Consider the following 24,358-nt stretch of genomic DNA (forward strand, 5'->3'; position numbering starts at 1 on the left):
ATAAAAATTAATTTATCATTAATAAGTGGGTAGTGTTTTATTTGTTAGGTTGCCAAGGGTGAATGATGGCAACGCCAAAGCTGTCACGGCAGTCTTGAGGGTCGTCGCTGATACAGCTAAGCCAAGATGAGCTTGCATCAACCTCAGGACTTAATACTTCAAACCAATATACCGCACCGGCAGGAACGGCTTTGCGCATAGCTTTTGGCTTGAACTGCTGCAAGTCCCAACCCGAAACAGGCTGCCAACGGTCAACGGCAGCAGCTTTCAGACGTACTTTGGTGGTCGATTGCGGTAGCGTGCCCTCAAGGGTTGTGGGATCAAGCCAAGCAGGTAAAAAACCATTGGTAAAAATCGCAGGCGTCAATAACGTGATTAACAAACCACCTTTGGCTTTGATATCCTCGTTAAGGCTTTTGGGCGCAGCAAGGGCATTATTTGCCTGAGTGGTGACTGCAATCATCGTTGACAATCGACCTTCACCACCAAAGCGAACTAAGGTATCAGCGGGCTTTGTTGGACTGTCAAGTGGCGCTTCAATACCAGTTAAAAATCCAAGCTGCAACTCATCCCAGCCTTGATGATGGGGTTGCCGCTTCGCGCCCAAGTCAAGCCCTGCGGTTTGAAACAATTGACCGTCCTCTGAAGATAGGCTGTCATCATCAATCGCCACATGGGTTCGGATATCGATAGGAATACTGTCAAGACCGTGGGTGCTTATGGTAGCAAAGTCCAAATCGCAACCTGATTGCCAAGCTAAAAAGTCTTCAAGCCGCCAAAAGCTTGCCCCTTTTTGCGGTTTACCTTTGAGATTTTGGTCATCACCGCAGGCTTGAACAAGTTGCAGACCGGCAGGTAAATCTGTACCACAGTCCTGATAGTCGACGGCGCTTGGAGCTAAGCGGACGATAGTTATTTTTGCCTCAGTTGCACCCTCAGAGCTGACTTTAAGATACATGGCATTGCTAGGCTTGGGCACAAGCACGGTAAAGTCTTGCGGATAGTCCATTGGAAAGCGAACTAATAAGCTGCCAAAGGTTGGTACGTTAAGTAGGGCTTGATAGTCTGCCTCAGTCAGTGTTCCGCGGTTTTGTTCACCGACTTCAGTTAAGTTGATGTTGTGATGGCGCATATATTGGTAGCGCATCAGCCCTGCTGAACTGGACGGCAGTGGGAAATTGGCATCACTTGCGCCCGCTTGCGCCCCAAACGGTTTTCCTGAACGGAACACAAGCGGCGCTTGGGCGTCAATAATATAGTAATTCATAGCAGTCATAAGGTTGCCTCAATTAGTGTTTGCCAACATCGCGTTGGGTTTGCATCGCAAGCCAGCGCGCGACAATCAGCTCCGTGGCAAGGTTTTCAAAATTGTTATCCAACTCATCTAAGCGGCTTTTGAGTTTAACTTTGATATCGTTTGGAATGTCTTTGCCATCAGAGGTTTGCGCGTGGTCCAGCATCCGTGAAAACTCGGCGCGGCGGATGTCTTGCAATCTGGCAACGGTTTTTGGGTTTTGCAGTGCTGTTGAGTTGCCTAATGTTGGGAAATCGGTTCGCAAAAATATCTCGCGGACGTCATAAGCAATGCGACTTGGTAGTTGCCGATTGTTATTGTCCACGCCATAAGCTTGAACCCAATCATTAAAATGTTCAAAGGCTTGCTCATCATCCCAACGCAGTCGCAAATCGCTGATTGCCCCTGAACGAACCGAAAGGGTAATGCCAAGTGCGTTTCGTGATAGCGCGTCAGGAAGTAAATCCCCCTTAGCAATGGCTTCAGCGCGCTTTGCCAAATCGCGAATTTGCCCCATAGGCGTCATGACATGGGCGATGGCAAGTCCAACGGACAGCGTTGGCGTGGCTGAATCAAGCTTATCGGCAGTTTCTTGTAAGCTGTCGTGAAACAGTTTTCGCAGCGCTTGCGCACAAGCGACAGCTTGATGCAATGGTACAAATCCCAATACGTCGTCGCCGCCAGCATAAATGGTATGACCGCTAAACTTGCGCATGGTTTCGGCAACGTTTCCTGCAAAGTCCGACAACGCTTGAGTAATGGCTTGATGATGCTCAAGAGATTTTGCGTTATCGAGCAGCACGCCCATTTTGTCGCCATCGGCTAATAACAAAACGCCATAGCTACTTGGCTGACCGATACGCTGCCAAATCGGGGTTAAAGTGTCATCACGAAGCGTTTTGAGCGTCTCATAGGCGGTGTTTAAATCTGCGTCACCCTCTACATCTAATAAGCGCTTGATTTGCATCAGCTCAGCATCAAGCCTTGCTGGAATTAGCAATTGACCATCAAAAGGCAATGCGTGATAAATGGACTTGCCATTGGCGTCCTTATTGCCGCTGACTCGGGTGGCGCGTCCGCAAGCAACCAATTTTTCATAGCTGCTATTGATGGCAGCTAGCTCCTCACCGTTTAAGCGCTCAATCCAAGCTTGGGCTGCCACGCGGGTAAATGGGGTAAATTGGTCAGTTTTGCCACCCAAACGCTTAACAATGCCAATGGTATCCAACTGCTCTGTTTCCGACAGTCGCAGCTGAGCGCGAATTTTATTGAGTGACTTTTTGTTGTTAGGAAGCACCGTTTCGTAAGCGCCATCTAAGGAAGACTTTGGAATCATAAAGCGTGAATCAAAGGCATTTTTGGCAGCGGACGGCAAAAAGTCGCGGGTAGCTTTGCGAGCAGCTAAAGCTTTTGCTGCGCGCTCGCTAGCGTTTTTATAATCACTATCGGTATCGCCCATAATAAGCGCCCAAGCAGCCTGAACTTCGATATAGCCTTTAATCTGAGCGTCCCAAATGTCGTGGCGCAGCGTTTGGTCGCTTTTGATAAGTGCTTTGGCGCGGTAAGCTTCTTCTTCAAAGCGGGTTTGAGCTGCAATTTGTGCTTGCTTAGCGATGGCTTTTACCGCTTCGATATTTTCTGCTTGAATGACTGCTTGAATTTTATTGCCAACCGACAAATCGCTTCCTGAGTCCAGCGCTTTTGCATCTGTTACGCAAGGAAAAACCAACGTTGCTTGCTGGTCAGACAGCATTTTAGCGACAGCTTTGGCGATTTCTGAGAGCAGCCAAGAGCCACTCCATAAGTCGCGACTGGTTCGCGCTGAAGCAATAAAGCTTTGAACGGGTCCTACAGATAGCAGTAATACGTATTTTTTCATAATTTCACTCATTATTATCAAGCTTGGTTGGCAAAAAAGCGCAAAAAGGCTTGTAAAGGATTGCCGCCGCCATTGTCCTTAATGGGTCGAATAAGCTCATCAGCGCCTGCATTCCAGACCTTAATAGGTTGTCTATTAATTGGCTCAAGCATCATCTCATTAGGTGCTTTGTGCGGTAGCAATAATGCGCTCGGATACCAGTCTTTGCCATTAAAATAAGCGCGTAAAATGATGGGGCTGCTCATTCTTTGAGCATCTACTAGGTTAAGTGTGGTATCTCTTGGTTCGCCCACGCCTACAAAATGAAAAATAATGGGTAAGCCAAACATCGCCCTTGGAAAAATATTTCCTGCTCGATGCTCAGGTTTATGGTTGCTATGATGCGTGTTTTGCAATCGGCGCAGCGCATCAGGCTCAGGCCAGCGACTGCGACCAGGCCGAGCCTTTCCTTGGTTTCGACCCACGCTCGGTCCTTGACGAAACTTTTGCATGGTGTTTACGCTTGTTGTCCAAGCTTGGGTGGCATCTCTGCTTTTTTTACCAACGACCAGTTGGCAGCCTGCTTGAGCAACATCGCCAGTGCTTAAAGGCATGCTGACGTCTTTTAGCTCGTTTAAGCCCACCGCTTTGATACTCCCAAGACCGCGCCGCGACCTTGCCCCAAGACCGCCAAAGTTGACCCACCAGCGCAGGGTTTCAAGCACTTGCTGACGCTGAGGGTCGCTCATCGTTTCGGCAAATCTTAATTGCAGCTTAAAGTTCAGCCCTGCTTTTGCAAGAGCATGCGGCGCTTGCGAATCAGGCAAGCCAGGCTTTTTACCTTGAGCAGGAAACAGTGCGTAAGGTGCATTTGCCCAAACCTCGGGGGTAGGAATAGACTGAAAACCACCTCTATGATGGGGTTCATATTTTGCCCAAGGCTCTACTTTTAAATTGCGAATATCGCTAACTCGCAAAAACACCTGACTTGCCAGCCCGTCCGTATCGCCTGACCCCATTCCGCCCCAAAGCGCAAACTCGAGCTGACGAATGGTTTTATCATCACCCAACTGCCATTTGTTTTTTGCCAACAGTCGCCACCAAAAGCGCAGTTGACCGCGAATGCTGCTGGCGCGAATCGGCAGCTGCTCATCGACCACAGCAGAGGTAACGCCGCCGCCATACATCGGTGTAACTAGCTCACAATTTAAAGTATGCCACTTTAAAACGGGCTCAGACTCTTTAAACAAAGGTAACTCAATACTCTTATCAGGCACTCTGATACTCATTAACGACTCCTTTAGAATTTTATAATGGTAATTTGCAAAAATTTTTACGCCAAATGCTCATTCTGATGTCAGCTTTTTGTTTACAATGCTCGGCAACTGTTTTTTAAAAATTATTTCAAAATTATGGCAACTGTACTTTAATCTGTTATTTTTGTATAGCTTTAGCTTCATCAAACTAGATATTTAAATGTGCTTTAGGATTTAAACTACTGTTTTTACTATAAAAAAATAAACAATATTTTTGCCAATTAATCATTTGTTTACGGATTAGACAGCATATTTATGTGTAATGACTGCGCCCATCAGTTATTAGATTGATTCAATCTAAAGCTTGTCATAATCAGTTTGTGACAAAAATCTTGAACGTCATCTTTATATTTATGACAGTTAAGCGAGGTCTTGACGATATTATCCGCTAAAGCGCCACACTTTTTAGTATTTCGCAAGCTTGCGGGGTCGTAATTTGATCAAATAAAAAAGCCGCCCATTAAAAATAGGCGGCTTTTGGGTTTAGAGCTTTAAAAGAATCAGGAATCATCTTAACCACTACTGTTCTGCGTCATCGTCTTTAGAAAATCCTATTTAAAGGATTTTCTCTTGCGAAGCTAAAAAAGCAGTGCTTTTTTTATACGCTTCTCACCCTTAGAAATCAGGGAGCGTTTTAATAGCTTTTGCTCTGCGTCATCGTCTTTAGAAAATTCTATTTAAAGAATTTTCCCTTGCGAAGCTAAAATTGCATACAATTTTTTCACGCTTCTCACCCTTAGAAATCAGGGAGCGTTTCAGACCTCGCATTGAGTGGATTGGTGACAAAACCCAAGCGTCTTAATCCCTTAGAAATCAGGGAGCGTTTCAGACAATTAGTGGTGACGCGCCACGAGTCGCTAATTGAGTCTTAATCCCTTAGAAATCAGGGAGCGTTTCAGACGTATGAACCGAATCAACTCGACTACCCAAGTGGGTCTTAATCCCTTAGAAATCAGGGAGCGTTTCAGACTAAACGGATACGGTTCACCCAGCTCCATCATTTCTGTCTTAATCCCTTAGAAATCAGGGAGCGTTTCAGACTTCAGCGCTTGGTGTATATGGAGTGACACTTGAAGTCTTAATCCCTTAGAAATCAGGGAGCGTTTCAGACAAAGCAGCAATGGTAAATGCGGTTCGCATGAACGTCTTAATCCCTTAGAAATCAGGGAGCGTTTCAGACCTGAGATGTTTGGTCAACAGCGTATCATTGATATGTCTTAATCCCTTAGAAATCAGGGAGCGTTTCAGACGGAGCAAATGCACTTGTACGGTAAAACCCCCGTGTCTTAATCCCTTAGAAATCAGGGAGCGTTTCAGACGTACGAACCGCATTAATTCAACTACCCAAGTGGGTCTTAATCCCTTAGAAATCAGGGAGCGTTTCAGACTTTACGATTGCGCTCGCCGCGCCGGTAATACCGGTCTTAATCCCTTAGAAATCAGGGAGCGTTTCAGACATAGCAGGGTCATGACCTACAGGGCATCCATTATGTCTTAATCCCTTAGAAATCAGGGAGCGTTTCAGACTTAAAGATATGTGTATAAATTCTTTTAATCATGCGTCTTAATCCCTTAGAAATCAGGGAGCGTTTCAGACCATCTTCCGGCATCGGAACCAGTTTGTTTAAATGTCTTAATCCCTTAGAAATCAGGGAGCGTTTCAGACCATTCGTCTTGACGAGAGCGACCCTTTACATAAAGTCTTAATCCCTTAGAAATCAGGGAGCGTTTCAGACAGCGCTCATTGGAGTTGGACATGGAGAAAGTGCGGTCTTAATCCCTTAGAAATCAGGGAGCGTTTCAGACTGTGGCGCGATTTTTAATGTTAATAAAATCAATAACTTATAATTAAAAATATTACCAACAAAAATCGATTTAAAAGTTGCTGTTTTTTTGACCACTTTTTCATTCAAAATTGTTTAAAAAGTAACCAAATTTGCCGTCTGAAATCTTAAATAATGACTGCCAGTCTCATCGAATAGCGTCTGAAACGCCCTGATGTCAGGGAGTCACTTAAACTTAACAAGTGACAAGACAATAGTAAAGTAAGTAGCAAGCTTTTGCAAGCTGCAAACCAAACCAAGTTAAATCAGCTGCCGTATTGCAAGCGCTGCTGCTTGCGCTCAAGACCGCGCTGATACCAGTTGCGACCTTTTTGACCACAGTTGTCGCGGATATATAGCTTATAGTCGTGAGTGGCGGCGTTGAGCTGACGGATTTCGCCGAGCAGCTTTGTTTTTTCTTGCTTGAGCCGTGCCAGTTGCGCTTTGGCTTCTTGAAAGTGCGCGCGAACTTCATCAAGCTGCGCTTTGATTGCGCTTTTTTTGATGCCCGTCGCGGCGTCGCGCTGCTGTTTTAAGCCTATAATACAGCGCGAAAACGAGTGCTGCTTGTTTTGAAACATAGCGACCATTTTTTTATGGGTCTCATACTGCTCATAGAGGGCTGTTGCCGTTTTCATTGACGCAAAGTGCAGCTCAATATGCTCGTAATAGTCCTTCTCACTGTGGTAACGCGCTTGACTTGCTGCCATCTGCTGCTGACGAAGCTTAGTTTCGCTTGCCAAGCGCTCGCTTGAAGTCAGATAGCTGTTATAAGCGCTTTGCTCTTCACCGCTAAGCCATGCCAGCGCACCAACTCCGGCGACAACTGCCGCTGCACCAATCAACCAAAACATAAGCCACTCCCCAACAAAACCAAATTTAAAAACGACTGCCCGACCAACTTGACCACTAGCTTACGTCGGTAAATACCGGTGGCTGAGAGTTATCGCGCAGGCTGTCGGCAAATAGCGCAAAGGCATCAAGCGGCGCTCGTGAGTTTCCGAGTCGGCTTTCTGTGATTTTGCTTTGTTCTTCTAACAACTTATTGAGAACAACAAACAGCCCTTTTTTTATATCATCATCGACAGTGCCGTCTGCAATCATAATTAAGATGTTATCGACTTTTTTGTCAATATTATTCATTGACGCAACGATCAGTGCTTCAGGCTGCTTTAAGGCGCTTAGCGTTTGGTCGTACTTTTGCGCAAGTGCTGCAATTTTTGCCATGTCTTTATCATAGTCAAATTGTAGCTGCTGCATGGCTTGGTTAGCTTGGCGGTGCATGGTCGCGCGCTGAACCTCGATTTGTTGAGCTTGCAGTCGGTATTGCGCGATGGTGTGGCAAAGGGCAACGCCTTCTTTTAAAGCAGCAACGGCAGCAGTTTGACCAGCTAAAGCGACAGGTAATGCCATGGTATTCTCCTAAACATTGAGTGTTTGCTGTTGATAGAGTAACTATACTGCCAATGTGCTTTAAAAACTAAGAGCGCAAGCTTGTGCTAATTAAGCCGCCTATTTCATGTCATAAATCGTAATGGCATCAGGGGCGACATTGAGCTGAAAAGGCATCCCTTTACCGCGCTGAGTAATATCAAGCTTAGCGGCAAGCTCAATGCCAACAGCATCCTTAAGCGCCGTTTGCAATCTTGATTTAGCGCCTTGAAAAAACTTTTTATCTACGCTGACTTCTAAGTTTTCATTATTTTTATGGTCGTAATAATAATCAAAAAAGTCCTCAGTAAGTGCTTGGATATGCTCATCTTGACCATCGTTACTGCTTTTTTCATTGCTATTTTTGCTTGGCGCAATAATGCCGCCTTTGTCATTTTTGCGTCGGTCAGCGAACCAGTGCAGCAGTGCCCATTCGCGTGGCGGCAAGTCGCTGATCACAAATTGGTCATTAATAATGGCTTTGCGGCTAAAGGTATGCAGCTCAAGCGTAATGTCTTCGAATGAGGCGTTAATTTGCTGAACCACTTCGCTAAAGCTGTGGTCTTTTTTCAGCTGATGTTTAGGCAAAATGGCATCGCGCATTCTTACAAACGGAATGTTGGCGAGCCAAACTTTCGCCTCTTGCGCGTTACCGACCACTTTTTCATCGCGGTCTGACACCAAATGCTCATTTGGGGTGGGATAAAAGAAGTTTACCGCGCGCTCAAACTTTTCTTCAACCAATACGTGCGACAAGCTGTCTTGAGCGCGACCATAAAGCGACAGCGCGTAGCCTGCATAAAAGCCCATGGTTTTGCGACCGCCGGCGATGGACACATGAACGCTGGTGTCTGGCATGTCAGTAAATTCTTTAATTTTTTGGCAAATGATGTCAGCCGACTTTTCATTGTCCTCAGGGGTTTTTAAATCAATCAGCGCTTTTCCATGTTCATCGGCGATGACGTGTAAGTGTGTGGTAGGGTCAAATTGGACGTTTGCAAGCTGAGGGTAGTCTTGTTTGAACTGAGCAAACACGCCATTTTCAAACAAGCGTTTGCGAATTTGGTTTAAGCCATCTTGGGTGCTCAATACGTGAACTTCATCAGGAATCCAAGTTTCGGCATTGTCATCGCAGCCAAGTGCCCAAATGGTCTCAGTGATGATTTGCGGGGTCATTCCAGTAACTAAAAATAAAATATTGCGTGACATAAATTGTCCTTATTGGTTTGTTGTGATGGGGTGTATTATAAAGGGAGCTTAACGGCGGCTTGGCTTACCGCAAGCTTGCGGTAAACCTCTACCAGATGGGTAAACAGGTAGCTAACGAATATAACGACCGATATCCAAAAGCTGCTTGCCAGTAATTACCTGAATACTAAGGTCATTTGCTACCGCTTGTGATTTATCAGAGATATCAAACAAGCTGACAAAGTAGCCATGGGTGTTTAAGCCGCCGACTTGACCAATAGAGTGCAGCTTGTGCAGATTAGTATTAACCGCTGTCGTAGGTGCTGCCAGTTTGTCCCAATTAATAGTTTTGCATTCAAAAAGATGTAGGTAGCTTGATTGGACAAATGCCACGTCAATCTCGTTGCCATCACTCGATTTTTTAAATTGCAGCCCGATTTTAATATCGACTTCTTGTGCTTTTGCCGTGTAATGCTGAAAGATAAGTAAGGCTGCAAGCACTTCAAACCACTTTCCGCCCACGAATTGAACGGCTTGCTTGTCTTGCCAAGTCAGCTTGTTGGTTTCAGCGTCAAACAAAAAGTACGGCTCTGGTAATTGCGCCAGCATTTTTATCCAGTTTAGACAGTCCTTTGCTGTATTAGTTTCAGTCAATTGGATACTGTGCGGAAAACTGGCTTCAGATTTATTCAAAAATTCTGAAGCAAGGGCGTTGAGCAGTGAGGCAAGCTTTTGCGCCTTGTTAACGTCTGCCATCATATAGCCGCGCATTTGGTCAGCGTATTGATATTGCGCGGCAGGTAAGTTTAAAAATGCCGTTTCGGTACTGACCGCTTCATAACCACGGGCTTTGAGTCTGACCTCGATATTTTCTGGCAATATCAAATCGTAGCACTGCGCAGCTGTGCGGTTGTACCAGACCAGTTGGTTATTAGAGCGGCTTTGATAAACGCACTCATAACGGCTATTGGTCTGGGCTATTTGATCTTGAGCGATGCTCATAAGCTTGGTGCCGCCGGTAATGTTAAAGATGATGCTTGAGGGCTTATTGGTTTCAATCCAATCAGTAATCGCAGTTTTAATCGCTGCCATATCACTTTCTTCAATGCCATTTTTTAGGTGCAGCTCTTCAACCGAAACGTTGTGAGTTTCATTCAGATTAACGGCTTTTAGGACGCCAATAAGGTTGTTAACGTGACCATTTTTTTGAGTGAAGTCGGTGCTGACGATGACGATTTTTTGAATGTCAGTATTGCTATTTTTAAATAAATGCCAAGTCATGTAATAGTTGGCTTCGGTTTGGGCGGTGGCGTTAATAAATAAGGTTTTCAAAATAAAACTCCTGATATTGGCTTTAAAAAATAGTAAACATAAAACTGCTAGGCAGTCAGACAATACAAGCTTTTGTGCTTATTTTCATCATTTATTTGCTTAAGATGATGCTCAATGACTGCCAAAATTTGTAAGCAAATTGCATCCGCCGACTGAGCTTCGGTATTATAGTGATAAATATCAATAGGCTGATTGATTATCGCTTTTGCCGATGCGCTGGTGAGCCACTGATACATATCTTGAAAATTGGCGCGCATTTGTAGCATGCCGCTTTCCGTTTCTTCGTATTTGCCATAGTCGCGCCCGCGCTTTTGATAGCGCTCAAGCAAAGTGCTATCACTGGCATCGAGCTGAATGACAATGTCAGGAATCGCGATAACATGCTCCTGAGCTCGCAGTTTTTGAAAATAAGTGCTTGCATCAAGTCCCGCGTTTTTGGCATCGTGCCATCTGACTGCTAAACTGGTCAGCAAACTGCGGTCACTGATTATCAATCCTGCGGCGTTCCAATCAATGGCGCTGGCGTGATGGTTTGAGCGCTTGGCATACAGCTGCTGCAAAAACTCACTGTCGTTTTGACGCTCATGAAAAAGCGCCTCAAGCTTATCATTTGGAATGGGCTTTGTCGGGTTGAGCGCCTGAACAGTGCCAAGATGACAAAAGCGCGTGCTAAGTTGGGGCAATAACGCCTTGATTAACGTGCTTTTGCCTGTGCCTTTTAGTCCTTCGATTGCAATATACATTGGCGCTCCTAATAAGCTTGATTTTATAATTTTGGTAGTAGGTAAGATGCACACTTTATTGCTGTGCATCTCATTGAGGCTTAAAACGTCATTATTTTTTTGCGCCAGAGTGCAGCTCGACGACCTCAATTTCCCAAACTTGGTTGCCAAGTATCAGCTCATCGGAGGTATCGCCTTCTTGCAGCCCAATGATGGCTTTGGCGAGTGGGGCGTTATAGCCAATCTTGCCCGCGTTAATATCCGTTTCGTCAAAGCCTGTGATTTCCCAAGTTTCCGTTATGCCTTGATCGTCATCTAGCGTTAAGTTCCAGCGGATAATCTCAACCAAAGAGCCGATGGCAACGTGCGCCGTTGGGCGGTTGTTTGGGTCGATTTGTACGGGGCGCGCCACTTGCAAGCGCTCGGTTAAGGTTTTGACCGTATGGTTTAAATTGGCTTCAAGCTGCTGCTGACGGTTAAACTCAGGATTGTCATGCCAGCCATCGCCTGACATCTCAAAAGCGATTTGGCGGTGCTCGCGAACCTCAGCATACTCAGCTTGTTTGCGGGCAAGTTGCGCTTTTAAGTTGTCAAATCCAGTGTCAGTCATATAGATAGCTTGCGTCATCATCGCTCCTAAAAATAAATCGTGAAATAAAAACAAGTTGAATAAAAATCAGTCAAATACAAGACAGCTAAATAAACCATGTAAGCGTTAACTGTCTTGTTGATTGGTACACTATAAACCTATGCTTAATATTTGGGCGTTTTGGCAAGCTTGCGGGTCAATGCTCTCATAACTTGCTAAAAGCTGAGCCAACGTGTCAGCGCATGATTGCTCAACCTTAGCTTCGGCAGTTTTTTTAAGCTGATGGCGTAGTGCAATCATCTGATTGACACTTAAGGCATCAAATTGCAGCTCGGCAACTGCTCGTAGCGTTTGGTGCGGCTGCTTGTCAGTTAGGCGGTAACCTTGAGCCAGCAGCGTTAAGCTGATATGGCGAAATAAGCGGTCATAAGCGTTTAGATAGCCAAATTTCGTATTTAGCAACTGACTTTTTAATCGTAGCCGCGCTAAGCTTTGCAGCTCTTGTTCTTGCAAGTCTTGGCAATTGCAAGCGGGCAAAATATGACCTGAGCGGCGCAGCTTGTGAATGAGCGTTGGCGGTAGGGCAGGCGTGTTAGTATCCATAAGGACTCCTAAAATAAAAAAAGTGGGCAAGTGTTTCATCAAGCATTATGAGTTACGCCGCCATCGCCACAGGGCAAATTTGCTCAAGGTAATCTGTCAGCGCGTCTTTTAACGCCGCCGCTGTCAGCTTTTTGGGGTGCAGCTTGGGATGGTCGGTCGTTGGAAACAAACGGTTGGTCAAAACCTCGGTCGGCGCGGTGCAAATGATGGTCGCCACCAACTCTTGACCAGGGTGATTGATACGGTGCAGCTGGTCTTCGGTCATGATGTAGCTGCTGCCGGCAAGTTGAGTGACGTCTTGCTGCTTGGCAAGGACAGCATTGCCAAGGGCTTCTTTGGTCGCTTTGATGGTTTGCAAGTGCTGTTTGTGTTCGGCGGTATAGCGGTATTCCGTCGCTGTGATGGTATCTGCGTCCTCATTTGCCGCATCTGCCCAAAGCTCGCTTTTAAGCGCGCCGGTCAAGATATGCGAGGCAAAGCCCCAACGGTGGCTGTGGATGTTTTCCTCGCAAGCGCTGCCTTGAAACCAAATATGCAGGCGCAATTTGTAGCCACGGTCAAGCAAAACGACCTTTAAAAAGCCGTTGCCATGCCAATATGAGCGCGCGGCAATGCCCTCAAGCAATTCTGGGCTTTGGATAATGTCGGCAAGTAAATGGCGTATTTCTTGGATATTGCAGCGCTCGCTTAGGGTATCGGCGATATTTAACAAAGTGACGGGCGCAGGGCTGGTATTGTTAGCAAGCACTGTGCTAGTATGAGCGCCTAACTCCAATTGAGACTGCAAATGATGATGAATAAGCTCAAGCTGAGAAGTCGCGCGCTCAGTTGCTGCTACTGATAAAGTTTGAGAGGTCATCATCGAAGTCATAAGCGTTTCCATAGTTGCCTTGTGAAGTGCAGCTATTAAACCTTATTTATTGACCTGAGCCTTAAAGCGGCAAGCTTGTGGTGAGGGGCTATTTGATGACAGCGACCTTTTTGAGCTGATATTGTCCCAATCCCATCGTGGTATTTTTGCCAATATGTAATATCTCGCCCAATTGCAGGGCAGGCAGCAGCTTAATTAAATTCCCCGTTTTCTCATGATCTATCAAATCAATCTGACCTTGCAGTCCAAACAGCTGCATTTTGCGCGCTTGCCGATTTGAGCGCCGAGCGACATGATGACTTTCAAGGTTGACCACCATATCCAGACGATTGATATCGGCTTTAAATGCATGATAATCTTGATAGCCAATATCCCAAGGCGTATCTGGGCTGTGATGGCGCTGACAAAGCTGAATACGATTGTAAAGCGAGGCTAAAAACGTCACCGAATCGAGCATTTGTGTTTTTGCGGCAATCTTGCCATGCTGCTGATGGCGAAACGGCGTCACAAATTGCAAGCTTAACTGGGTCAATGGCGCATTTTCATGAGCCAAAAGCTGGTTTTGATAAAGCTGAGTGCTAGGCTTAGGAGTTGACAATAAGTGGCTGGACTGACGCATATCATAAAGCGGCACGCCATCACAGCGCACTTGCAACAATCGCGCCTTTTGATACGGCGCTCGCGCTCCAAGACCTTGCTGCAAGGCGGTGCGCCACGCCTGAACAATCAGCGCGCAATCCTCAATCGCTGACCCCATAACGCTCATGCTAAAATGCCAAATATCGTCAGCAGCAAGGCGCTTAGCGATAATTGGCGGATGAATGATATAAGGGTTGACCGCTTGCACTTGCGCCGTGCTTAAGGCAGGTCGCTCAAAGATATGAGGAAATCTACAATGCGCTTTGAGCGGACAAAGCTTGCACTCGCTCAAGTCGGTCACACAAGTCAGCAAGCGTAGCGCAGTGCCAAACGCACCGCGCAGCATCGACCCTGAATGCTCAGGCAGGGTCAAAGGATCGATTTGCTGAACGGTAATCTCAAGCGTAATCAGATTGGCAATATCTACAAAAGCGCCGTCACGTCGCTGCATTTAACCTCCAAGGATGGCTTATCAAACCAAGTAGCGTTTGGGCATTATAAGGTGCAATCGCTTAATCGGGCAAAAAGATTGCACAATTCTTTAGCATCTATTATGATAGTGGCTAATGCTTGTCAGCTTTGACAAGCGTTCCCTGATATCAGGGCGTTTCAGCGCTATTCGATGAGAGTTGCGGTCACTATTTTAAATTTCAGACGAAAATTGCTCACTTTTTAACCAATAAATCACAAATAATTGGTCAAAAAAACAGCAACTTTTAAACCGATTTTTGTTGGTAAAAAATTCAATCGTAAACTATTGATTTTATTCACATTAAAAATCGCGCCACAGTCTGAAACGTTCCCTGATTTCTAAGGGATTAAGACATTCTATGTAATAATGACTTGGCTTCGTCAAAGGTCTGAAACGTTCCCTGATTTCTAAGGGATTAAGACATATCATCCGGACCAGTGGTCTCGTACGTGTGGAGTCTGAAACGTTCCCTGATTTCTAAGGGATTAAGACCTATCTTCGTAAACATCACGACCGCGAGTATTATAGTCTGAAACGTTCCCTGATTTCTAAGGGATTAAGACATCCACCAATTTCTCGGTAGAGATACGCTCGGAGTCTGAAACGTTCCCTGATTTCTAAGGGATTAAGACAAGGTTATTGTATAACATCTCCTCCACTTTCTTTGTCTGAAACGTTCCCTGATTTCTAAGGGATTAAGACGTCCACTGGATGCCCTTGGTACCCACTGTGCTAGGTCTGAAACGCTCCCTGATTTCTAAGGGATTAAGACAGCTTCGGCTCTCTCTTTTTTATGCGCTCACTGATGTCTGAAACGCTCCCTGATTTCTAAGGGATTAAGACATCACAAATCATTCATGTTGACCCTTCTGACTTTGTCTGAAACGCTCCCTGATTTCTAAGGGATTAAGACTTTCTTGGCACGTTGCTTGGCGATGCGCTCATCGGTCTGAAACGCTCCCTGATTTCTAAGGGATTAAGACGGATAGAGGTTACAGTTTGCGGTACTTACCGTCAGTCTGAAACGCTCCCTGATTTCTAAGGGATTAAGACTCCAATCACATTACGACCTTTGATTGCCTCTGGCGTCTGAAACGCTCCCTGATTTCTAAGGGATTAAGACGTCCGTGCTTACCGCTGGGTTCTCCTCAATGTTCGGTCTGAAACGCTCCCTGATTTCTAAGGGATTAAGACGAAGCACTATAGCCCCCTTCTTGAACCTGTAGGTCTGAAACGCTCCCTGATTTCTAACAAAGTGCTTTAGCGAGAATGTCTGAAAGAAAATCATAGATTTTCTCTTGCGTCGGGGCAAAGCAGTGCTTTGCTGTTTCCCTCCTCATCCCTGATTTCTAAGGTGAGCGAGGATTAGTGAGTGTTTGGGAAACACTCACCCGAAGCGCAAGGCAAGAGCTTTGCTCGCGCAGGCGTTAAAGTGTCTGCTTTTTTAGCTTCGCAAGAGAAAATTCTTTAAATAGGATTTTCTAAAGACTGACAATAACCGCCGTTAAGAATGTTTCTAATGCCAAATAAAAGCGCTTGAGTGCGATTACCCAAGCGCTTTTTTTATCTGCTATTTAACAAAAGTACCGTCATTTATTGGCTTTTTACCGTAAACGATTAGACTTTTATCCCACCCTATTGCCAAAAATCACGGCAAGCGCGTGACCTGATAAGTCTCAATCTTGGCATTGAGCGCGGACAACTGCTCAGCGCTTAGCTCGACCCCGCGTAGGTTTTCGGGGATATATAAGCTTAAATGCTGATACGTGACCCCAAGCGCGTTTAAATCAGCGACGATATTAATCGGCAGTGAGCCGACGATAGTATCGCCTGCCGCAAGGGCGCTGTAGTCTTGCAGATGCGTCAGATGCTTATCATAGGCATAGCCCATGTGAGTCATCCAATCGACTGCGCCTTGATGGCGGCTTACCAGATATATGGTCATAGCGCTCCTTTTGATGAGTGATGCTTGCGATTGATGAGCGCCATTATAGCGCCGATTTTGGCAGCTATGGCAAATGGCAAGCTTGCAAAACCATCGTCTGCATATGACATAAATAACCATCAGCAAAAATTATTTTGGCGATAGCCGACCGTAAATCAACGACAAATTTGAGTTAATTAATGAACATCAATAAAAGCATCAGCGGAGTTTTTTTAGCGTTAACCATAAGCGCCATCAGTGCCAATAGCATGGCAGCGCTACAAGCGTTTGAAACAAGCGGTGATTCTGAAACGCTTTGCGGTTATAAAAACGCCCAAGGTTGAGTTGTCGTTCCGGCAAAGTAACAACACTGTGGCGATTTTTATGACGGTAGAGCTTACGTCAGCGTCATGAAAATTGTTAAAGCGAAAGGCTTAGATGACTATGATGATTATATCTATTTACAAGGCTATATTGATGAGGCAGGAAAGCTGATTATCCCTACTGAGCATGAAGCGGTCGTTGGTGAGTATTCAGTTATAAAATATCGTAACTTTAGCGATGGCTTAGTCGCTGTATATAAAAACGGTAAATATGGCTATTTGGACAAAAACGGCAAGTTAGTCATACCATACAGCTATGAGAGCGCTGGGAACTTTAACGGCGGGGTTACAGCTGTTAGCAAAAATGGCAAATTTGGCGTTATCAATAAAGCCAATAAACTTATCGTACCGTTTAAATTTAACTGGCTTGAGGATTATTCAGAAGGGTTAGCCGCTTACAAAACGACATCACTATATGATGAAGGTAAATTTGGATTTATTGACCAAACTGGCAAAATCGTCATCCCTGCCAAATGGAATGAAGTTTACCCTTATCTTAGTCGTCAGCTGCCACTGGCTAAGTCTGCCGGTTACGGCGGCGTTGATGGTTTAAAAAAGGTGGTGGCGATGAATCAGGTCGCTATTAATACCGCCGGTAATCAAGATGAGGCGGGTAATAACGTCGTCAACTTATTACAAAAAATCAACTCGCGCGAGTTTAAACAGCAAATCAGTAAGCAAATTGCTCCTCAAGCTGGCGACCCGCTACTACCAAAATCAAAAGGCGGTGGACTTGATTGGTCAGAGTATGCCCGTCAGCAAAAAGCAAAGGGCGTGGATCAAATTGATGCGTTTGTCGCCTTGCTTGAGCGTGAGATGGCAGGAAATAGTCAATATCAGGACTTAAAAAGACAAGCTAGTGAAGCTAAAGGCGAGGAGGCAAAGGCGCTGTATGAGCAGATGACTAATATGTTTGAGGGGTCAGCACTGGGTGAGGTCATTGCTGATCGTCAAGCATTGATGGCAGCACTGGCTATCAGTCAAAATGGCGCTGAAAATGAGCGTATTAAGTCGGGGCTAGATGGTGCAAGCGGTACAATCGATGGACTTTATGAGCTATTTAAAGGTGATGAGTGGGCAACAGCGATGGCTCGTCAGCAAGAGGCGCTTGGTATTAACTATACTCTTTATACTCAAGTCAATGAGCAGCTGAGCGCCTTTAATTCGGCAGCGGCAGGATTTATGGAAAATCATGCGGGGCTAGCTACGGCGGCTTATGGCGCGGGACTTGCTTTGGCGACTCTTGGCACGATTGCTACTGTCGGTGGCTTGCTCGGTGGTGTGGGCGCTGGGGCAGCTGGTGGCGCGGCGGGTGGGCTACTTGGTCGCGCAGGCGGCGTGCTTGGTCGGGCGGGCGGTGCAGTGGGACGCGGCGTCTGGGCGGGCGCAAGTGCGCTGGTGTCGGCGTCTGGGGCGGCGGTTGGCTATGCAGGGGTGGGTGGCTATGCTTTTGGGACAATATTAAGCAAGGCGCTGATTGAAAAAAATGCCGACCTATCTGACAAAATCGGCGGTACGATACATACCGCGCTTGCGAATTTGGGCTTTGAGAGTAGTCAGCAAGCCCTTGAGGCGCATTTTAATAGCTTGATTCAGCAAAGCGAGCAGACGCAAACCAAGCAAGACCAAATGGTCAATGAGCAGACGCAATCTAAACAGATTCAAACTCAGATGCTCAGCCAACAAGCTAAGATGATTGCCCAGCAATCTCAGATGATAGGTCAGCTGCAAGCCATCGCCAGTAAGCCTGTGCCAAGCTTTAACCCAAATATCACCATCGCGGGGCGACCGCTTGCGATTAATATGATGGAGGAAATCGGCAATCAGTCGAAGCGGGGTAAGTTTGGGCCTTTTGTTTAAGTGACTTAATAATATGAGCCACAGCGTCTATTTTCGTATTTAGCTTTATACTCTTGAAATAAGTTTTGATTGAGGTTGTCTGTGGCATTATTCATAACATAGTCGTAGGCAATACAGATTTTGACTTTTTCAGCACTATTTTCTTCTAAGAATTTGGCTTGTTGTATTAATTCTTCAGTGCGGGTAACCTCTTTATCCGCCTTTCTATCCTCTCTGTAGTTTATCCCATACATCCAAAAGATTAATAAAGGCAAACTAATTAGCCACCCCACAGCTATAGGCTGTTTAGCTTTCCACTGATTCTTTGCCATCCACCACCCAGCCACCCAAAAAACCGACCAAACACCTAGCAGTACATATATGTTCATCGCTTAAACCTGAAAAAATAGTGAATATTATGCCATATAACAAATAAAAATCGATAATTGAATATGGAAAGCTTGGCTTAGTCGTTAGATAATAGGTACTCATACAATCATCGTGGCAGCATTGTTTTCTAAAATAAGGTGTATAAAATGTTTAGAGACGACAGCGGTATTTTCACCTTTATAGGTGTTTTCGTCTTATTAACAGCTGTTATCTGGCTATTGCTTGAGTTTGGCAGTATTGGCTTTTGGGTACTAATTATACTAGCGGCTGTTTCTTTTTGGGTATTCAAGCGGGTTCAGCAAAAGGCATATCACATAGATAGACAAGCATACAACGAAACTATCAGGCATGAAAACGAGCAAATACAGATTGCTTTTAATGGGCTGATATTATTGATGCTGTCGCTGCCCACCTATGACAAAAGAGAAACTGAAAACAACATCAGTCTTTTTAATAGAAGCCAGCATAAGTACTGTAAATATTTGCCAGTTATCAGAAATCTTGAGCTAATATTAGAAAGCTTTGATATTGTTAAGAAAAGTTCAAACAAAAAAACCATAGCCAGTAGATTTGAGCTAATAGATGAAAAGCTTGCAATGTTATATGAGCAGGAAAGCTATTTTGAGACTGAGACATTTAAGTTTATGAAAGAGGACTTGGCGCGGCGTAGACAATTTATTCGTACCTTAATATATGTGAATGTCGCTAAAAAGCAGTTGGAGAAATCCGAGGAAGTGGTAAGAGGCTCAACTAAGCAAAAATACAAAAACCTTGCTATTGAGACGCTGAAAGAGGGTCTAACAGACCCAGAGGCAGACCATTGTACATTACAAGCGATGATAAATCAATTTAATATGAGATAGTTATCTGCAACAAAAGCCCTGCCATTTGGTGGGGCTTTTTTATGCCTGTAATCTCGGAACTGTATCCCCAATATATAAAGCGGCTAGTATGCCACAATCTTTCATTATCAATATAGCTTTGAGACCCCTATGGCTTGGCAGCATACCCTTTATGACGCTTCCTTTCGTGGCGTGAGTTTTGAGTACTTTGGTGTTGATGACAGCCAAGATAAGTCGCTCGCCCAGCATCAAGGTCCTTATACCAATGGGGCGACTATTTTTGATATGGGGAATAACCCTAAACATATCACGATGACTGCCCTTGTTGCAGGTGTTGAGTATGAGCAGGCGCTTGAGTCGTTACTCATCGCGCTTGATGCTCAAGGCTCAGGGGAGCTTATGCACCCGATACTAGGGGCGCTTGAGGTATTTTGTGCCAGCTATCGGGTTAAGCATGATAGCGACATCGTCGATGGCTGTACGGTTGAAATGCAATTTATCAGCCATTTGCCCGCGATGAATATTCAGCACTTTACGCCCGAGCCAATGCCGACCAACGCGGCGCAAGCGGATAGCCTCATTTTGGAAAAACCTAGCGAGGCGCTGAGCAGCTATCAAGAGCAACTGATGGCACTGGATACCGAAGCGGCGCAAGTCGAGGCGCGATTGATTCCTGAGCAAATCCGCAGTAAATTGCGCGAGGTGCGAACCGCTTTGGGAACCAATTTGGTTCGAATGGACGATTTGCTCAGTCCGCCAAGTTGGCTTGGCAGTATCGTAGGCGATGTGGATATGCTAGTGAAAATGCTGCCGCTTGATTATGACCCGATGAGCAATTGGCGGCGGCTGTTTAATCGAGTTAAAGCGCTTGGCAATGTGTTTGATGACGGTACGGCTCAGCCCTTGCAGCGACTCGGTCAGGTGCTGCCAGCAGTGATGCTCAGTCGGGGAGTCATCACGATATTAACAAGTGAGCAGCAAAGCCCAACGCTGACGCCAAGTGAGCTTATAGCCATTAAAGATGAGGCGCGGCAACAAATTCAAGAGGCGATTGAGCAAATACGAGCCGATAGTGGTGTTCAAAATGACCACGATTTGCCAGTGGTCAATACCGATATCACGCCGGTGGTTCAAGACCTTAAAAAAGCGGCGGCGCAGTTGCAACGGTTAACCGAGGCGTTGATAAATCGCAGACCGCCTTTAATTCAGCATCGCGTCACTGTGCCGTGTTCATGGCGGCTGCTTGCGCATCGGCTTTACGGTGACCACAGTCGCAGTGAGGAGTTGGCGCGGCTCAATCGTGGTTTGGTTGATGCTTCAGTCATTGAAGCAGGGACTCAGGTTGCCGCTTATGCAAGCTGATAATACGTCGCTTGAGCTGTCGCTACATATCGCAGGGATGGTTTGCGCCACTTGGGATGAGTTGAGCGTTGATAGTGATATTGGCGTTCCTGCTGATGCGTTTAGTTTCAGTTGGTTTGGCGCTGATGGCGACCTATTGCCTGCTTATATTGTCGCAGGAGCGCCGTGTCAAGTGAGGTGTAATGGGGCGTTGGTGCTAACGGGCGTGCTTGACCGAGTCAGTCAAACCGTGGGGCGTAGCGGCTTTACCACCAATTTGTCGGGGCGCGATTTGGCAGGGCAGTTGCTTGATTGCTCAGCGCCGATTGATGCGGCGGCAAATTTAAGCCTGTCTGAGATTATTCAGCGCTATGTGGTGGGCGGCGATTTGGCGCGCTTGCCTATACGCTTGGGGCGGGTACAAAATGATTGGCTCAAAGCAAAAACAGGCGTCGATATTGGTGAGTCGATTTGGGATGTGCTCACGGCGGCCGCGCAAGCTTCAGGGCAATATGTTTGGCTGTCGGCAGATGGCGCGCTGATGATTGGTAACCCCTTTGATGTGCCGCAGCCGCCCACCATGCCAAAGTTATACCTTTGTACCGATGATAGAAATCCTTATAACAATGTGCTGAGTGCTGATTTTAAACATGATATTTCCAATGACTTTAGCAGCATTCAAATTGTCGGTCAAAATGCCAAAGGCAAAAATTTTAAGGCAACCGCCACTGACCACCGCTTGCCGCTTGCGCGCCACCGAATCATGAGTGACAGCCGCTCGGACACTCAAGCGGAAGCCGAAAGATTTGCCGCCAAAGCCATGAGTGATGCCAAGCTTGATGCCATTGACTTAACGCTTACCATGTCAGGCTGGACGTTTAAAGGGCTGCCTTGGGCGACAGGTTGGAAAGTGAGCTTTGATAGCAATGTGATGCCGCGAGCTGCGGGAGATTGGGTGATTTATGGTCGCACCATGCAGCTGTCACGCGATAATGAGATGACCACGGAGCTGCGCTTAAAACGTCCTGAGGACTGGATGCAGCCGATCAAATTTGCCGATTTGATAAAAAAATGATTAAAAAGTGAGTGCAAAATGAAGCCATTTAAACAAGCCCCAACCCTTCGTCAGGCGCTTATCGGCACAATCAAGCGTACTGGAAATAAAGCGCTTCAGGTGATGGGGCTTAGTGGTGAGTTGGTCGATGATGTGCCACTTTATCAGCAAGTTGGCTTTGCCAGTTGGTTACCCACCGATTGCGAGGTGGTCATGTTGCCGCTGCAAGGTCGCGCGCGTAATTTTGTCATTATTGCAGGAAATGATGCGGTGACGATTGAGCTTTCTGAGGGTGAAACGGTGGTTTATAACCAACATGGCGTTGAGCTGCGACTTGCTAAAGATAAGATAACGGCGAACGTTTCCTTAGAGATTGACGGTGATATTACGGCAACTGGCAATGTTGCTGACAAAGCAGGCTCAATGCAGTCGATGCGCCAAATTTATAATGGTCATAGTCACGCCAATAATGGCGCTGCGCCCCCTACGCCTTTAATGGGAGTCTCAGATGCGCTTTGACCAAACGACTCATGACTATACCGTAGCTGGCATTGATGCGCCCCCTTATTCAGGCAAAAATGCCTTAACTGAGGCGGCATATTTGCGCTTGATGACGCCAAAAGGCTCATATTTTGCAGACCCAATATTAGGCAGTGAGCTGCACAAACTCAAACGCAGTAAAGATGTGCCAAGATTGCGCCGAATGGCGATGACCATGGCAAAACAGGCGTTAGAACCACTTAGACTGCCTTATTATCTAACGGATATTGTGGTTAGTATAGACAGTGCGCTTGCAGGGGTTTTATCCATCAAAGCTTTGCTGACTCAAGCTGATGGAAGTCAAACCGTCACAACTATTAATGTACAGGTAGCCGGATAATGTATCAAACGCCTAAATATAGTGATATTAAAGCCGTCATCATGCAAGAATATGTCAATCAGGTTGGGGTATTGCCTTCGCGTGACTCAGATGCTGACGTTCGCGCCTCAGGAACAGCGGCGGTTGCTGAAGGCTTATATAGCCATCAAGAATATATTCTCAAGCAGCTTTTTGTCCAAACAGCGGACGAGCCATACCTATATATACATAGTGAGGAGCTGGGATTGCCGCGACTTGGCGGCTCAACGGCGACAGGGCAAGTCTGGGCAAGTGGCACAACAGATGGGGTGATACTGCCAAGTGGTAGCAAGTTGACCGATGGTTTTGGTCACTACTGGCAAACGTCAGCTGAGGTGGAATTGGTCGGTGGCAAACAAGTTGCAGTTCCGGTGCAAGCCGCTCAGGTTGGGGCTACTTTTAACGTAACAGGAACTCTGCTTTGGGTGTCACCTGTTGCTGGATTGCAAAGTGTGGCGCAAGTTGAGGTGATGAGCGGCGGCTCAGATGGCGAAAGCCTTGAGCGATGGCGTACTCGGCTTTGGAATAAGAAAAAGCTGGGTAAAAGTTTGTCGCGTGCGGAGGACTTAAGACAAGCTGTACTAGGCGTAGCAGGCATTGCCAATGCTTACGTCTATCCGCTACGGCGCGGTGCAGGCAGCGTTGATGTTGCCATCACCGCTCAAGGTGCCAATGGTGCAACCTTGCCAAGTGATAACTTATTGGCGCAATCTGAGCAAGTATTAAAAGATACGGCAGCGTTTTGGGAAGACGTGCGCACTTTTAAGCCTACGATTGCCGTGCTCGATGTTACTGCAAAAGTCACAGGCGTTAATATTAATACCGGTGAGATTAGTGCCATTATTCACGATTATCTCAATGCCATGACCCCTGCTGAAAGTTATAAAGCGGCGGTGCTTTATAGTCTTATCATGGCAGTTCCCGGCATGATTGATGTTCAGTTGACCCCAAATAGCAATGTCAATCCTACCGTTAGTATGGAGCAGGTCGGCTGGCTACGCCCTGCTAATATTAAGGTTATCCTATGAGTCAGACGTACAAAATCGCAGACACGCTGATGCAGCATCTGCCGTATGGGGCTTATGACCATAGTCATAAAACAGTTATATATAAAGATATAGTAGCACATAGCAAAGCGCTTACCCAAGTCAAAGAGTCAGCGGCGCGTATTTTTGCGGTATTAACTGGCATTCCTGATGAGCTGATTGATGAATTTGAGCGCGAATATGGTCTACCGCTGCTTTGTGGTCAAAATGATGTCGGTAATACTACTTCTGAGCGCCGTGCTGAAATTGAGCGCGTCAAGCAGGAGGGGCACGTCCTGCTTAACTTTGCAGGGCTACAAAAGCTATTTTTGCGCTATGACCAAAGCATATTAGCGGTACAAACTTATGTACCGATGCAATGTACAGGCTCTAGCGCCGCGCCGCTGAATACTGCAAGGCTGCGCTTTCGGGTGACGTTAACCCTTGCCAAGCCTGTTCGTGCTGACATGGCTTGTTTATCCAAAAACTACCTACCTGCTTCACTTAGAATTGACCTCAAATAA

General features: G+C 46.1%; 23 protein-coding genes and 2 CRISPR repeat arrays. Of the genes, 9 read left to right on the top strand and 14 right to left on the bottom strand.

Annotation, left to right across the window (positions count from 1 at the left end; translation table 11 throughout):
• Positions 1 to 37: 37 nt before the first annotated feature.
• The 13 genes from ACZ5XY_RS09805 to csx16 form a co-directional block, all read right to left on the bottom strand.
• Positions 38 to 1,276 (bottom strand): type III-B CRISPR module-associated Cmr3 family protein, encoded by a 1,239-nt coding sequence (locus ACZ5XY_RS09805; protein ID WP_464741201.1) that lies wholly within the window; start codon positions 1,274 to 1,276, stop codon positions 38 to 40.
• A gap of 13 nt (positions 1,277 to 1,289) precedes the next feature.
• Positions 1,290 to 3,173, bottom strand: coding sequence for a type III-B CRISPR-associated protein Cas10/Cmr2 (cas10, locus tag ACZ5XY_RS09810; protein WP_464741203.1), 1,884 nt, complete (start codon positions 3,171 to 3,173; stop codon positions 1,290 to 1,292).
• 17 nt (positions 3,174 to 3,190) lie between these two features.
• Positions 3,191 to 4,441: a type III-B CRISPR module RAMP protein Cmr1 gene (gene cmr1, locus ACZ5XY_RS09815; RefSeq protein ID WP_464741205.1), complete on the bottom strand. Its 1,251-nt coding sequence runs from the start codon at positions 4,439 to 4,441 to the stop codon at positions 3,191 to 3,193.
• Positions 4,442 to 5,193: 752 nt separating this feature from the next.
• Positions 5,194 to 6,274: direct repeats of the CRISPR family, unit length 36 nt; unit sequence GTCTTAATCCCTTAGAAATCAGGGAGCGTTTCAGAC.
• Positions 6,275 to 6,557: 283 nt separating this feature from the next.
• Positions 6,558 to 7,145: a hypothetical protein gene (locus tag ACZ5XY_RS09820; RefSeq protein WP_464741207.1), complete on the bottom strand. Its 588-nt coding sequence runs from the start codon at positions 7,143 to 7,145 to the stop codon at positions 6,558 to 6,560.
• A gap of 55 nt (positions 7,146 to 7,200) precedes the next feature.
• Complete coding sequence (locus tag ACZ5XY_RS09825) at positions 7,201 to 7,704, bottom strand: hypothetical protein (protein WP_464741209.1); 504 nt, start codon at positions 7,702 to 7,704, stop codon at positions 7,201 to 7,203.
• Positions 7,705 to 7,803: 99 nt separating this feature from the next.
• Positions 7,804 to 8,931, bottom strand: coding sequence for a CRISPR-associated ring nuclease Csm6 (gene csm6, locus ACZ5XY_RS09830; protein WP_464741211.1), 1,128 nt, complete (start codon positions 8,929 to 8,931; stop codon positions 7,804 to 7,806).
• A gap of 111 nt (positions 8,932 to 9,042) precedes the next feature.
• Positions 9,043 to 10,242, bottom strand: a complete 1,200-nt coding sequence (locus ACZ5XY_RS09835) for a Card1-like endonuclease domain-containing protein (RefSeq protein WP_464741213.1) — start codon at positions 10,240 to 10,242, stop codon at positions 9,043 to 9,045.
• A 47-nt stretch (positions 10,243 to 10,289) separates the two neighbouring features.
• Positions 10,290 to 10,985 carry a deoxynucleoside kinase gene (locus ACZ5XY_RS09840; protein ID WP_464741215.1) on the bottom strand — a complete coding sequence of 232 codons (696 nt, stop codon included), beginning with the start codon at positions 10,983 to 10,985 and terminating at the stop codon, positions 10,290 to 10,292.
• Positions 10,986 to 11,076: 91 nt separating this feature from the next.
• The gene (locus tag ACZ5XY_RS09845) at positions 11,077 to 11,592 is read right to left on the bottom strand and encodes a GreA/GreB family elongation factor (RefSeq protein WP_464741217.1); all 516 of its coding nucleotides are present in this window, start codon (positions 11,590 to 11,592) and stop codon (positions 11,077 to 11,079) included.
• Positions 11,593 to 11,703: 111 nt separating this feature from the next.
• On the bottom strand, positions 11,704 to 12,156 hold the full coding sequence (locus ACZ5XY_RS09850) for a hypothetical protein (protein WP_464741218.1): 453 nt from the start codon (positions 12,154 to 12,156) through the stop codon (positions 11,704 to 11,706).
• A gap of 52 nt (positions 12,157 to 12,208) precedes the next feature.
• Positions 12,209 to 13,027 carry a hypothetical protein gene (locus tag ACZ5XY_RS09855; protein ID WP_464741220.1) on the bottom strand — a complete coding sequence of 273 codons (819 nt, stop codon included), beginning with the start codon at positions 13,025 to 13,027 and terminating at the stop codon, positions 12,209 to 12,211.
• Between the two features lie 88 nt (positions 13,028 to 13,115).
• Positions 13,116 to 14,117: a CRISPR system precrRNA processing endoribonuclease RAMP protein Cas6 gene (gene cas6, locus ACZ5XY_RS09860; RefSeq protein WP_464741222.1), complete on the bottom strand. Its 1,002-nt coding sequence runs from the start codon at positions 14,115 to 14,117 to the stop codon at positions 13,116 to 13,118.
• Positions 14,118 to 14,455: 338 nt separating this feature from the next.
• Positions 14,456 to 15,332: direct repeats of the CRISPR family, unit length 36 nt; unit sequence GTCTGAAACGTTCCCTGATTTCTAAGGGATTAAGAC.
• A gap of 454 nt (positions 15,333 to 15,786) precedes the next feature.
• Positions 15,787 to 16,083, bottom strand: coding sequence for a CRISPR-associated protein Csx16 (csx16, locus tag ACZ5XY_RS09865; protein WP_464741224.1), 297 nt, complete (start codon positions 16,081 to 16,083; stop codon positions 15,787 to 15,789).
• 179 nt (positions 16,084 to 16,262) lie between these two features.
• Between csx16 and ACZ5XY_RS09870 the strand changes: the two genes are divergently transcribed.
• Positions 16,263 to 16,406, top strand: coding sequence for a hypothetical protein (locus tag ACZ5XY_RS09870; protein ID WP_464741226.1), 144 nt, complete (start codon positions 16,263 to 16,265; stop codon positions 16,404 to 16,406).
• A 66-nt stretch (positions 16,407 to 16,472) separates the two neighbouring features.
• On the top strand, positions 16,473 to 18,305 hold the full coding sequence (locus tag ACZ5XY_RS09875; RefSeq protein WP_464741228.1) for a WG repeat-containing protein: 1,833 nt from the start codon (positions 16,473 to 16,475) through the stop codon (positions 18,303 to 18,305).
• A gap of 5 nt (positions 18,306 to 18,310) precedes the next feature.
• On the opposite strand, the gene ACZ5XY_RS09880 is transcribed toward ACZ5XY_RS09875, so the two are convergent.
• The gene (locus ACZ5XY_RS09880) at positions 18,311 to 18,616 is read right to left on the bottom strand and encodes a hypothetical protein (RefSeq protein WP_464741230.1); all 306 of its coding nucleotides are present in this window, start codon (positions 18,614 to 18,616) and stop codon (positions 18,311 to 18,313) included.
• Positions 18,617 to 18,820: 204 nt separating this feature from the next.
• Here ACZ5XY_RS09880 and ACZ5XY_RS09885 point away from each other — a divergent pair, with 204 nt between their 5' ends.
• The 7 genes from ACZ5XY_RS09885 to ACZ5XY_RS09915 all read left to right on the top strand — a co-directional run bounded on the left by ACZ5XY_RS09885 (position 18,821) and on the right by ACZ5XY_RS09915 (position 24,358).
• Positions 18,821 to 19,537, top strand: a complete 717-nt coding sequence (locus tag ACZ5XY_RS09885) for a DUF4229 domain-containing protein (RefSeq protein ID WP_464741232.1) — start codon at positions 18,821 to 18,823, stop codon at positions 19,535 to 19,537.
• 129 nt (positions 19,538 to 19,666) lie between these two features.
• Entirely contained in the window at positions 19,667 to 20,878 is a 1,212-nt protein-coding gene (locus tag ACZ5XY_RS09890; protein WP_464741234.1) for a DNA circularization N-terminal domain-containing protein, read from the top strand.
• Positions 20,868 to 21,932, top strand: coding sequence for a phage baseplate assembly protein (locus tag ACZ5XY_RS09895; RefSeq protein ID WP_464741236.1), 1,065 nt, complete (start codon positions 20,868 to 20,870; stop codon positions 21,930 to 21,932). Before ACZ5XY_RS09890 ends, ACZ5XY_RS09895 begins: the two co-directional genes overlap by 11 nt.
• 18 nt (positions 21,933 to 21,950) lie before the next feature.
• Entirely contained in the window at positions 21,951 to 22,430 is a 480-nt protein-coding gene (locus ACZ5XY_RS09900) for a phage baseplate assembly protein domain-containing protein (protein WP_464741238.1), read from the top strand.
• Positions 22,420 to 22,791 carry a phage GP46 family protein gene (locus ACZ5XY_RS09905; protein ID WP_464741240.1) on the top strand — a complete coding sequence of 124 codons (372 nt, stop codon included), beginning with the start codon at positions 22,420 to 22,422 and terminating at the stop codon, positions 22,789 to 22,791. The genes ACZ5XY_RS09900 and ACZ5XY_RS09905 overlap by 11 nt, the downstream gene beginning before the upstream one ends.
• A complete protein-coding gene (locus ACZ5XY_RS09910) occupies positions 22,791 to 23,837 on the top strand; it encodes a baseplate J/gp47 family protein (RefSeq protein ID WP_464741242.1) in 1,047 nt (348 codons plus the stop codon). Before ACZ5XY_RS09905 ends, ACZ5XY_RS09910 begins: the two co-directional genes overlap by 1 nt.
• Positions 23,834 to 24,358 (top strand): hypothetical protein, encoded by a 525-nt coding sequence (locus ACZ5XY_RS09915; protein WP_464741244.1) that lies wholly within the window; start codon positions 23,834 to 23,836, stop codon positions 24,356 to 24,358. Before ACZ5XY_RS09910 ends, ACZ5XY_RS09915 begins: the two co-directional genes overlap by 4 nt.

The sequence above is a fragment of the Psychrobacter sp. GTC18467 genome (genome assembly GCF_055397455.1).

What these genes read in the sequence shown, in the direction of transcription:
- ACZ5XY_RS09900 (WP_464741238.1), top strand. Translation starts at nt 21,951, where the DNA reads ATGAAGCCATTTAAACAAGCCCCAACCCTTCGTCAGGCGCTTATCGGC.
- ACZ5XY_RS09880 (WP_464741230.1), bottom strand. Translation starts at nt 18,616, where the DNA reads ATGGCAAAGAATCAGTGGAAAGCTAAACAGCCTATAGCTGTGGGGTGG.
- ACZ5XY_RS09825 (WP_464741209.1), bottom strand. Translation starts at nt 7,704, where the DNA reads ATGGCATTACCTGTCGCTTTAGCTGGTCAAACTGCTGCCGTTGCTGCT.
- cmr1 (WP_464741205.1), bottom strand. Translation starts at nt 4,441, where the DNA reads ATGAGTATCAGAGTGCCTGATAAGAGTATTGAGTTACCTTTGTTTAAA.
- ACZ5XY_RS09840 (WP_464741215.1), bottom strand. Translation starts at nt 10,985, where the DNA reads ATGTATATTGCAATCGAAGGACTAAAAGGCACAGGCAAAAGCACGTTA.
- ACZ5XY_RS09885 (WP_464741232.1), top strand. Translation starts at nt 18,821, where the DNA reads ATGTTTAGAGACGACAGCGGTATTTTCACCTTTATAGGTGTTTTCGTC.
- ACZ5XY_RS09855 (WP_464741220.1), bottom strand. Translation starts at nt 13,027, where the DNA reads ATGACTTCGATGATGACCTCTCAAACTTTATCAGTAGCAGCAACTGAG.
- ACZ5XY_RS09845 (WP_464741217.1), bottom strand. Translation starts at nt 11,592, where the DNA reads ATGACGCAAGCTATCTATATGACTGACACTGGATTTGACAACTTAAAA.
- cas10 (WP_464741203.1), bottom strand. Translation starts at nt 3,173, where the DNA reads ATGAAAAAATACGTATTACTGCTATCTGTAGGACCCGTTCAAAGCTTT.
- ACZ5XY_RS09905 (WP_464741240.1), top strand. Translation starts at nt 22,420, where the DNA reads ATGCGCTTTGACCAAACGACTCATGACTATACCGTAGCTGGCATTGAT.
- ACZ5XY_RS09850 (WP_464741218.1), bottom strand. Translation starts at nt 12,156, where the DNA reads ATGGATACTAACACGCCTGCCCTACCGCCAACGCTCATTCACAAGCTG.
- ACZ5XY_RS09915 (WP_464741244.1), top strand. Translation starts at nt 23,834, where the DNA reads ATGAGTCAGACGTACAAAATCGCAGACACGCTGATGCAGCATCTGCCG.
- ACZ5XY_RS09805 (WP_464741201.1), bottom strand. Translation starts at nt 1,276, where the DNA reads ATGACTGCTATGAATTACTATATTATTGACGCCCAAGCGCCGCTTGTG.
- ACZ5XY_RS09875 (WP_464741228.1), top strand. Translation starts at nt 16,473, where the DNA reads ATGAAAATTGTTAAAGCGAAAGGCTTAGATGACTATGATGATTATATC.
- csx16 (WP_464741224.1), bottom strand. Translation starts at nt 16,083, where the DNA reads ATGACCATATATCTGGTAAGCCGCCATCAAGGCGCAGTCGATTGGATG.
- ACZ5XY_RS09820 (WP_464741207.1), bottom strand. Translation starts at nt 7,145, where the DNA reads ATGTTTTGGTTGATTGGTGCAGCGGCAGTTGTCGCCGGAGTTGGTGCG.
- ACZ5XY_RS09870 (WP_464741226.1), top strand. Translation starts at nt 16,263, where the DNA reads ATGAACATCAATAAAAGCATCAGCGGAGTTTTTTTAGCGTTAACCATA.
- ACZ5XY_RS09895 (WP_464741236.1), top strand. Translation starts at nt 20,868, where the DNA reads ATGCAAGCTGATAATACGTCGCTTGAGCTGTCGCTACATATCGCAGGG.
- cas6 (WP_464741222.1), bottom strand. Translation starts at nt 14,117, where the DNA reads ATGCAGCGACGTGACGGCGCTTTTGTAGATATTGCCAATCTGATTACG.
- csm6 (WP_464741211.1), bottom strand. Translation starts at nt 8,931, where the DNA reads ATGTCACGCAATATTTTATTTTTAGTTACTGGAATGACCCCGCAAATC.
- ACZ5XY_RS09890 (WP_464741234.1), top strand. Translation starts at nt 19,667, where the DNA reads ATGGCTTGGCAGCATACCCTTTATGACGCTTCCTTTCGTGGCGTGAGT.
- ACZ5XY_RS09910 (WP_464741242.1), top strand. Translation starts at nt 22,791, where the DNA reads ATGTATCAAACGCCTAAATATAGTGATATTAAAGCCGTCATCATGCAA.